Source organism: Bacillus sp. AFS001701, assembly GCF_002559405.1.
GTDB lineage: Bacteria > Bacillota > Bacilli > Bacillales > Bacillaceae_G > Gottfriedia.
Map to the genome: position 1 here is coordinate 1 of NZ_NTZO01000617.1, position 591 is coordinate 591.

Here is a 591-nt window from a genome sequence, read left to right on the forward strand (position 1 = left end):
CGAGTTTGTCTACAGTCTGAGAACTGTCTAAATTAGACAGTTCTTTTTCGTTCTTATGCAACTATCCTGAAAATAAACTTCTATAACCTTGAAAAAAAAGCAATACTTAAATAGACGCAGCGCATTCATTTTTTAAAAAAGTGAGGAGCGACTGATCATTGGTGTTTATGGACTGATTAATAGATTAGGAGGCTTCTGTTATTGTTACTGTTTAACCTAAGTTTTCTAGTCTTCGAACTGAATGGCGAACAATAGATACTTGTTTGTGAAGTTTTCCACTTAAACTAAACTGCCATTTAGTTGCATAAGGTTCCTCTCTATGCCATTGATAAACTTTGACTGTTTATGTCAAAAAAAAACAGAAAAACCCTCTATGGGGTCCCTCTGTTTCTCACTTTCTACTAATTTCGCACGCCATATAATTCTCCATAACCGCTCTCTATTTCGCTGCTTTCTCATATTCCTGCTTAAAAAAGCTCTTCATAGAATGGAACACATCTGACTTCTGCTTTAAAATATAATAGCGAAATTTCTCGTCATTTATATTTTTATACGCGGACATTAGCGTACTGTGTCGATTGTATTGGTTTA

At 34.7% G+C, this 591-nt stretch carries 1 pseudogene; it reads right to left on the reverse strand.

What is annotated here, in order from left to right:
• Positions 1–439 precede the first annotated feature (439 nt).
• A pseudogene (locus CN514_RS24100) lies at positions 440–591 on the reverse strand (sporulation protein YhbH); the annotation flags it as partial.